Source organism: Johannesbaptistia floridana, from assembly GCF_057440575.1.
This window is the reverse complement of record NZ_JALKVM010000287.1, coordinates 1-9,269: the sequence shown is the minus strand read 5'-3', so window position 1 is coordinate 9,269 and position 9,269 is coordinate 1. Positions and strand designations below refer to the sequence as shown.

The following is a 9,269-nucleotide window of genomic DNA, read 5'->3' as shown; positions in this document are numbered from 1 at the left end:
CAACCAATTTTTAAGCGCGATCGCATTAATTCTTTAACTCATTACTCATTACTTCTTACTCCTTACTTCTTACTTCAAAACTCATTACTTCAAAACTCATTACTTCAAAACTCATTACTTCAAAACTCAATCGCCCCTCGATTTCTAGTAGAATTGCAATATGAGCAAAAATGGTAAACTTGCTTTAAGGCTACGAGAGATACTCCCTAGGAGGTGCGCCAGGAAATTAGGCGCGAAACCCTTCCCCTTGATGAAGTTTTTTCAAATCAAGGTTGATTTAATATTTTTTATAGAGAATTGAAAAAAACTAGTTTGTATACATGAATAAACAAAATCTACTGGAAATTTTAGAACATATTGTTCCAGATCAGTTTCAAAAATTAGTCTATTTGTTAGATGTTCCTTCACAAGATTTGCCAAGTGATAATGTATCACAGTTATACCAAGCTATAGCTTTACTAAAATGGGCAGAATCATATAATGGTTGTGGCTTAGAAAAGGTTGGAGAAGTCTTATCAAAACAAATATTTCAATATACTGTTACTCAAGAAGGGATTGATAAGGCAAATGAAAATTTGCCAGGTTCAGATCTAAATAACTTTGCCAAATCTATAGGTGTTAATAAAGATATAGTTAATAAGTTTTTTAACCAAGAACCTATAAAATTTGATACATTTAAGCGAATTTGTCAAAAGTTAGATTTAAATTTAAATGAAGTAATAAATGTAAATGAAGAATTAAATTCTTTGATTAGTAGTGTAATTCCAGAAATAGATTGTAGAGCTAATATAGTTAGTAATAATGAATCTACTATAACATTAAAAAATCAAACTCAAGTCAATACACTTGCTGTTTTTAATAAAGTTTTAACTATAAAACCACAAAATGATGATAGCTGCATTTTTCATCTCAAGCTAAAAGCAGAGTACAGTCAAGCAGATAAAATGATTTTAGAATCAGCATTAAACGTTCACTTCCGTAAGACTATTGAAATTATAAATATGGAAGAGGGTTGTATTAAATTAACTATTAAAGGTTCTCGTGATGATTTGATTAATTTAATTACTCAGATTGAGTCAGGAGAGTTAAGGGAAATAGAAAAGTTTCCTATTCTTGATAAATGGCAAATTATTGAAGAAATTAGAGAATCTGGGGCAGTTAATCGTAATCTTAATAGTTGTGATTTCAGTGATTCTGATTTATCAAATCTTAATTTCCAGAATGCTAATTTATATAAATGCGATTTTAGTAATACTGACCTGAGAGGGGCATACCTGAGAGGGGCATACCTGAGTGGGGCAGACCTGAGTGGGGCTAACCTGAGAGGGGCAGACCTTAGTAATACTGACCTTAGTGAGGCAGACCTGAGAGGGGCATACCTGAGAGGGGCATACCTGAGTGGGGCATACCTGATTTGGGCTAACCTGAGAGGGGCTAACCTGATTCAGGCAGACCTGAGTGGGGCTAACCTGATTCGGGCCGACCTAATTCGGGCTAACCTGAGAGGGGCTAACCTGATTCGGGCATACCTGAGTCGGGCTAACCTGAGAGGGGCTAACCTGATTCGGGCTAACCTTAGTGGGGCTAACCTTAGTGGGGCTAACCTGATTCGGGCATACCTAATTCGGGCTAACCTGAGTGGGGCTAACCTGATTCGGGCAGACCTGAGTGGGGCAGACCTGATTCGGGCTAACCTGAGTGGGGCAGACCTGAGTGGGGCAGACCTGAGTGGGGCAACTGTAGAAAAAGCTTTATTTATTTCGACTTTAGGTATAGATAAAGAAAAACAAACTGATTTAGAAAAAAGAGGCGCTATATTCAACGATAATGAAAAGTCTGGAGGAAAAATAAACTTACCTAACTAAACAACCGAATAACTATATAATTTAATTGTCATACTCGGTGCAACCAGTCACTAGTTTGTTGGGTTTCGTTCCTCAACCCAACCTACAGGCTACTCATTACTCATTACTTCAAGATTCATCCACCAGTAACATTAGGTATAGATGCAAGATCTCAGAAGAGGCGATCGCCCCTCGATTTCTAGTAGAATTGCAATATGAGCAAAAATGGTAAACTTGCTTTAAGGCTACGAGAGATACTCCCTAGGAGGTGCGCCAGGAAATTAGGCGCGAAACCCTTCCCCTTGATGAAGTTTTTTCAAATCAAGGTTGATTTAATATTTTTTATAGAGAATTGAAAAAAACTAGTTTGTATACATGAATAAACAAAATCTACTGGAAATTTTAGAACATATTTCTTCAAGTCAGTTTCAAAAATTAGTCTATTTTTTAGATGTTCCTTCACACTATTCACAAATCAGATGGATACAACTATGCAACATAATAATGGTCCCTCATTTCCTCTCATCGCTAACCTGAATACAGGTTTAGCGAGAGTCTCCATGAGGGCGGAAAGATGAAAAGTCTGGAGGAGAAGTAAACTTACCTAACTAAACAACCGAATAACTATATAATTTAACTACTATGACAAGTAATTATCCTAAAGCTTGCTGGTAATATATTTGTTGATGGACACATCAAGCTCTTTCGCCCGTATCGCTACCTCACGATGTTTTTCTGGTGTCATACGTAAGTTTAACTTGCCGCTAAAGCTTTGAAGCACCAATGGCTTTGGTAACTCTCCTCCATCTTCTTGAAGCCACTGTAGAGCAGTTTGGGCTGCTTTCATCACTTCTGTAATCGCTTGAATTTGGGTATTGCCATGTGCTTGTACTCCAAGTTCCAGGCACTTCGCAACATAAACTTCGTCCGGCGGTGAGTAGCTAACAGAATAGCTGTATTTGTTTATGTACTCATCAATCTGTTCGTTCATTGCACTGTACCTCCTTGAGCTTTAGAAGCGCTTTTTTTACCTGTTCCACTTGATAAGGCTTTGCCTTACTTCCATCCTTTTGAAGATTCACAAAAGGTTTACCTTGCCAAGGAGTTTTGAATACATGATGACTCCCATTAATTCGAGGGGAGCCAAAAAACACCGTGGCAAGATGCACTAAACGTATGAATTTTACGTTAGTCGAACTTGTCAGTTCTGATAGCGCTTCATTGATTTCCATCTTCTAATGGTACTATACTTAGTACCAAAAAGGCCAGCTCTTTTTTGGGTAGTCTAACAAAGGTGTTGACAGATATATCTTGTGGTTATATGTTGTGATAATTTTAGATTACTAAAAATAACCATTAAAATAAAGAATAGTTATCAAACGAGACAAAAACAATGGTTGAGCCTCGCGCAGATGTGATCCAGATTTTCTCGACCTTCGCACAGTTTGAAGGAGACTTTTTTAGTAAATGGGTGAGAGATCGCCTTTTGAAACGTAATATGGAAGAGAGTATTAAAAAATCCTCTACCACTCAATACTCCCCAGAATTTTGGTCTCTATACTGGTATAAAAAGTGGAAATCAACAGCAACAGAAAAATATAAGTTACAAATATTTCGCTCCCATCTGATTGCCTATCTACAAGAAACTTGTTATTGGTCTAGTAAAAAGGCGATCGCCAATTTTCCTAAAACTCAGCTTACTCTCCCAGACTGTTTTCAACTCACCATAGCTCAAAGAGAATTTATTACCACGTTTAATGGTACCTTTAGTTTATGGGTGGTCTGATACAAGAATCTCGGTATCGAGAACAATTTGTAAGACTATATCAAGGACAAGATAGCCAAGTAAACACCTTAATTCGTTTGAGAGGTTGGTTAGAAAATATGTTTACCCCTGATTGGCAATCTTTAGAAAATTTGAATTTAGCATTTACAGGACAAAGAAGCGCTGTTGACAATCAAATAAAAAGAGCTAAAATTATTCAACTAGATTCTAGAGAAACTCAAGTTATTTTATTGATTGGTATTCAAGAAGAAAATGATGGTAGAGTTGGAATTTCTCTACAACTATTTCCCCAAGGAGACCAACGTTATCTTCCTGAAGAAATTGAACTAAGATTATGTTCACAAGACCAAGAAATTCTACAGACAGCAAAAGCACGTTCTGAGGATAATTATCTTAAGATTAGACGATTCAAAGCTAGTCAAGGTCTTCAATTTAATGTTCAGATTGTTCTAGGAGAGTCAATATATACAGAAAAATTTCTATTCTAAAAGTTAAGTATGTTCGTAGTTATCCTTAATTTAGGTCAAGGAAATTGGCAAACTGGGTTCCCTAACATTACAGTACAACTATAACCAAATTAAAGCAGATACTCATTACTAGTGCAACATTTAACCTTGACAAATCTCACTATTACTCGCTGAATCAGTCAATAGTATAGCATCACTAGTTACAGTGAAGGTCGTTGCCGACAAAGCCTTTAACATAATGTTAAAAGCGCCGTTTGCGTCTCTTGGAGCCTGATAATTGCAGTTAGGGCATTTAAATACTTTATTGCCTCCTAGTTTTTCGTGGACATGACCACAGCTAGGACAGGTTTTAGAGGTGTAAGATTCATTGCACCTTACAACTAATAGGTAAGATTAGAGGTATCCATGTACACGCCCATGTTATCAGTGAAATTATTAGTGCTGTGGAAGATGGACGTCCTCTGATTTGGTGGCTACCTGCTTTGATTGATTATTTATGGATATTATGTTGGTCGATTCTTGGGGGAGTTATGTTTAGCTTGCCTAAATTATTTCCAAAAAGGTTAATTGTTGTAATTGTACTTTTGGGGATTGTTTATGCTATTTGCGGTTTATGTTTTTACTTTGGAGGTTGGCTTCCTTTGATTCCTGCCGCTATTGCTTTAATTGCTAATCTGTTGTTGGTTATGAATCAAGGTGAAACCGAAACTTAGTAATTCCAGGAAATTCAAGATTAAATTGATCCAAAAAGTAATCAGCATAAAAAGTTTGATAGGGTCTAAAGCCAACAGATTCATAGGTGCGGCGAGCCCAATCGTTGCCATTGGCAATCATAATGCCTGCGTAAGAGTGGTTTTGTGAGCGTCCTTTTTCTAGTAAGGCTTTGATTAAAAGTTTGCCCAAACCACGACCGCGAGCTTCTGGTAAAACCGCTACCGATTCAATAATCCATGTTGCTTGAGGAGTCAGGATAAATGGTCGTAAATTTTCTCCAAACAATTCTAGATAGCGATCGCGAAACATAGTAACTATCTCTTGAGACCAATTTAAGACTTGAGCGATTTTGTCTAGATCCGAAAGACGTAAAGGAGAGTAATTTTGAGCATTTGGGGTATAACCTGCGGCTGCGGCAACAGGAGTCTCCTGGTCTTCCACTACCAAAAAATCAGGGGCATTTCCCCAGTTGCCTGCCTCTGCCTTTAACTTTGCTTCAATAAATGGTAAAGCATCAGTGCCAGTGCCTTCTAAAAGGTCTTGCCAAAAGCAGTGATTCATAGGTGGTAAAGAGGCTTCATATTCAATTCTAGCTAGAAAAGGTATATCTGAGAGTGTTCCTTTGCGTATACTGATAGTGTTTTCCATGATAATCTTCTTGAACATTAAATTTAAAAAAGATAATTTTATATTCGCACATTCTACATTCTAAATTTCCCCTATACCATACAAGATAGTAATTCTGCTCAAAAACGAAACCGTATTTTACCCAATCCAATAATTATTCTACTAGTTCTTGATGTGGGATAGGGGATTACATTTCTACCGTATAGTTAACTCTGCTTTAAAACAGAAAGCTCATATTTTAGGTCGATTCCCCGCCAATGTTAAATTTGAAGTGATTAAAGTTTTTGATGATGGTTCTTATTTAAGTTGGATGATAGCAGAAATTTCCGATTTAATCATTCCACCTAGACAAGATCATTTTAATCTCAGAGTCGTCAAAAAACCTCGCTTTTTTATTTAATAGTGCCAGATTGCTATATGTTAATGAGTAAACTAGTTAACATTACTTGTCAAACATCTTCTTAGATATGATATGATTTGAGTAATAAAAATAAAAAATACTAACTTTTAATCTTTACTAAAACCCTTGTTTTAAAAATAAATTACTTATTATCTGAAGACCGTTAAAACAGCATTTATCTACTGTCTATGTTTGATAATATTTCTCCTGATTCCCAAACTTTACAAGAGTGGCAAAATCTCGCTAACTCACCAGCAACTCCTCCAGAATTATTAAGAGAGTTGACTAAAACAGTATCTGATGATTCGATTCTAGAAACTATAGTTAAAAACTCCTCCACTCCTATAAAAGGATTATTAACTTTAGGAGAGAAATTCCCTGAATTAGTTTACCAGCAACCCCAGTTTATCGCCTGGCTAGAAACTACCCCTCAACCCCTTAATAGTCTGCCAGAAAATATGCTGCTATACTTAGTAAACTGGAGACAGTTACCAGATTCTTTTTGGGAAATAGCTAAACAATCTAATAATCCTCGAATACAATTAATCATTCTTTCTAGTAAATTAGTGCCAAAAGCAATTTTAGAAGCTTGGTTAACAGTAAGTAATGATGATCAAGTAATTGAATCAATTTGGTTGCATCGCAATTTCTCTAATCAACTTCCTCCCAATTGGATAGAAGGAATTAAAATTGGAATCGATTGGAACTTTAATGAAAAAGAATCACAATATTTATTAAAATTAGCTCAATCAAATTTAATTACTGATTTAGTCTGGGAAAGCTTGCAAGAAAAAACACAGATTCTACAAATGTTAATCATGCAGGGTAAAACCTTACCAGAATCAGTGCTAACCAATTTAATAATAACCAATCAAAAAGAAATAAAAGAAGCGATCGCTCGAAATCCAGCAACTCCTTCCTCAATTTTAACTCGATTAGCATCCCAAGAAGATTGGCAAATTAAATTTCTTGTGGCGCAAAATCCCCAGACTTCTCCAGACATACTTACTGATTTAGCCAAAGATGCTGAAATAAATGTTAGAGAAGCAGTGGCAGCTAACCCTCAAACACCTGTAACTACTCTAGAATTGTTAGCTGCTGATGAAATAAGAGTGTTAATAAAACTTGCTGGTAATCCGCGCACTCCTACCCCAATTTTAACTCAACTAGCTCAACATGAAATCCCTAAAATTAGAGCAGTAGTAGCAGCTAATCCTAGCCTTGACTTAAACAGTATACTTAAATTAGCCGAAGATGGAGATCAAAGCGTAAAAATAGCAGTAGCTAAAAATCCTCGCACTCCCGAATATATATTAGAAAAATTAATAAATATCGCCCAAGCAGCAATTTTCGATAATCCTCAACTTTCGGCAAATATTATTAATAAACTGATTGAGGCAAATCCCGATCCTCTGTGGCTAGGTTTAATCTTTAGATATCCCAAGTTACCTAGTAAAATTCTTAACAAATGGTCTCAAAGTAGTGACCAAAATTATCGTATAGCTGTAGCTAACCATCCCAACACACCTACTTATATCTTACTAAGTTTAGCTAAAGACAAATTAGCCTCAGTGCGTGCTACTGTTGGTGCTAATCCTAATACAGCGACGGAAACTCTCCTAGAATTAGCAACTGATGAGTCTAAAGAAGTGCGTCAAGCAGTAGCTAGTAATCCTAAGACTCCTGAAGATACTATTACAAAATTAGCAGAAGATATGGATCGTGATGTACAAAAAGCTGCTAAACAAAACCTAATATCTCGCCAGCCTCAAAATTTAGCCCCCTTAATTACTCAATATTTTCAGGAAAAATCAGTCAGAAAACCTAGTAATGAGTTTTTACTATTATTTCATCCCCAAACACCTGTAGAGATTCTCAATAGTTATCAAGATTCCCCTTACTGGATAGAAAGAGTTGCAGTAGCTAATAATCCTCAAACTTCTGAAACAGTTTTATCTCAATTATCTCAAGATGGGAATCGTATAGTCACAGCTACAGCTAAAACCAGGTTAAATCAACCGATAGAAATAGAAAATATAGTTACTGATAATTTCCAGGAAGTTATTCCCCAATCACTACAAAAACATCCCATATTCTCTCTTTTACTAAAGCAAAAACCAGAGTTAATTGACTACCTACCATCGCGAAGTGTAGTGAGAGTCTTGCAACAATCAGATTTATCTACAGCTTTTTTAAATCGAATTGGCGATCGCTTTAATTCTCGACAACCCCGCGCTAATGGTATTATAACCTTAGAAATCCTCCGATTATTAGCCCTATACCCCCAAACTAGTCCTAGTTTACTAGAAAAATTAGCTACTGGTAATTATCAAGCTTCACTATCAGTTTACATAGTCCAGAATCTTAACACCAATAAATCTACCATAGCTAAACTTGTTCAAACCGCCAAAACTAGTGAAGCTTTAACCCGCATTGCTAAACATCCTCAAACATCTCCCGAAACACTAGACCAATTAACAGAGATTTCTCTTAATTCCACCATTAAAACTTATCATTCCCTGCGATTAATTTACATGGAGATAGCTAAAAATCTCAACAGTAGCCCTGAAACTCTAGATAAACTAGCTTCTAAACGCCCACTTCCCCCTAACGATATTCGGGATATTTCCATGGCAGTCGCTTTTAATCCTAATACTTCCCTATCTACTCTATATAAATTATTACTTGATTCTCAACAACATCGCTGGGTAAAAGCTGCGGCGATTATTAATCCTAAGTTTACTCCAGAAATTATTGACAAGTTAGAGATAAATCTCGATTCCAGGTTAAAAGCCGATTTAATTCTCGCTAAAAAACCAGATACATCTCCCGAGGAATTAGCTAGACTAAGTAAGTTGGATTTTATCCCAATTAGGGCAGCAGTAGCGAGTAATCCTCAAACTTCTGGAGATACCTTGGCTTTTTTAGCCCGTTTTAGTAATGATCTCCTTTTAAGAGAATGTGTAGTTACTAATCCTCAAACTCCCCCAGCAACGCGCGATTTTCTTATTGCTAGAATAGGCAGTAATACTGTTTATAAGGCTAATCGCATGTATTAAGAAATATTCTTTCTTTATCCAAACCTCCCTCGCCTCATATCTTGCACCAGTACTTTAGTTTAATAAATTCTTTTCTTGTAATGGTTCTTTTTGCCATGTTTGTTGGTGTTTTTCCAAGATTAATTAATCCTAAATTAACATCCAAACTTGCTTACCCAGTCTAGTTTCTTGCTTTTTAGGGCATACTACTCAGACCCTCGCATCTTTACCCAAAGTTACTGGTTGTGGTTGAGTAATGAGTAATGAGAATGACTCTTGAAGTCTTGAAGTAATGAGTTAAAGAATTAATGCTAAACGCTTAAAAATTGGTTGACCTTTGCAAAATCTTCGGCGAAAGAGAAATGAACTTTTTCTGAGGTTAATTTAGTACAT

General features: G+C 36.2%; 8 protein-coding genes and 1 pseudogene. 5 read left to right on the top strand and 4 right to left on the bottom strand.

Going from position 1 to position 9,269, the window contains the following annotated elements; translation table 11 throughout:
- Positions 1-320: 320 nt before the first annotated feature.
- On the top strand, positions 321-1,865 hold the full coding sequence (locus MW688_RS17635; RefSeq protein ID WP_486737325.1) for a pentapeptide repeat-containing protein: 1,545 nt from the start codon (positions 321-323) through the stop codon (positions 1,863-1,865).
- Between the two features lie 637 nt (positions 1,866-2,502).
- On the opposite strand, the gene MW688_RS17630 is transcribed toward MW688_RS17635, so the two are convergent.
- Both MW688_RS17630 and MW688_RS17625 read right to left on the bottom strand, forming a co-directional pair.
- A complete protein-coding gene (locus MW688_RS17630) occupies positions 2,503-2,835 on the bottom strand; it encodes a type II toxin-antitoxin system HicB family antitoxin (protein WP_486737324.1) in 333 nt (110 codons plus the stop codon).
- Positions 2,819-3,076: a toxin HicA gene (locus MW688_RS17625; protein ID WP_486737323.1), complete on the bottom strand. Its 258-nt coding sequence runs from the start codon at positions 3,074-3,076 to the stop codon at positions 2,819-2,821. The genes MW688_RS17630 and MW688_RS17625 overlap by 17 nt, the downstream gene beginning before the upstream one ends.
- A 161-nt stretch (positions 3,077-3,237) precedes the next feature.
- On the opposite strand from MW688_RS17625, the gene MW688_RS17620 reads away from it, so the two are divergent.
- The gene (locus tag MW688_RS17620; RefSeq protein ID WP_486737322.1) at positions 3,238-3,630 is read left to right on the top strand and encodes a hypothetical protein; all 393 of its coding nucleotides are present in this window, start codon (positions 3,238-3,240) and stop codon (positions 3,628-3,630) included.
- Complete coding sequence (locus MW688_RS17615; protein WP_486737321.1) at positions 3,618-4,118, top strand: DUF1822 family protein; 501 nt, start codon at positions 3,618-3,620, stop codon at positions 4,116-4,118. The genes MW688_RS17620 and MW688_RS17615 overlap by 13 nt, the downstream gene beginning before the upstream one ends.
- 120 nt (positions 4,119-4,238) lie before the next feature.
- On the opposite strand, the pseudogene MW688_RS17610 reads toward MW688_RS17615, so the two are convergent.
- Positions 4,239-4,466 (bottom strand): annotated as a pseudogene (locus MW688_RS17610) (zinc ribbon domain-containing protein); the annotation flags it as partial.
- On the opposite strand from MW688_RS17610, the gene MW688_RS17605 reads away from it, so the two are divergent.
- On the top strand, positions 4,460-4,810 hold the full coding sequence (locus MW688_RS17605; RefSeq protein ID WP_486737326.1) for a CHASE2 domain-containing protein: 351 nt from the start codon (positions 4,460-4,462) through the stop codon (positions 4,808-4,810). The pseudogene MW688_RS17610 and the gene MW688_RS17605 overlap by 7 nt on opposite strands.
- On the opposite strand, the gene MW688_RS17600 is transcribed toward MW688_RS17605, so the two are convergent.
- Positions 4,782-5,459: a GNAT family N-acetyltransferase gene (locus MW688_RS17600; RefSeq protein WP_486737320.1), complete on the bottom strand. Its 678-nt coding sequence runs from the start codon at positions 5,457-5,459 to the stop codon at positions 4,782-4,784. The two genes, MW688_RS17605 and MW688_RS17600, sit on opposite strands and share 29 nt — an antisense overlap.
- Before the next feature lie 567 nt (positions 5,460-6,026).
- Here MW688_RS17600 and MW688_RS17595 point away from each other — a divergent pair.
- The gene (locus MW688_RS17595) at positions 6,027-8,897 is read left to right on the top strand and encodes a hypothetical protein (protein ID WP_486737319.1); all 2,871 of its coding nucleotides are present in this window, start codon (positions 6,027-6,029) and stop codon (positions 8,895-8,897) included.
- Positions 8,898-9,269 lie beyond the last annotated feature (372 nt).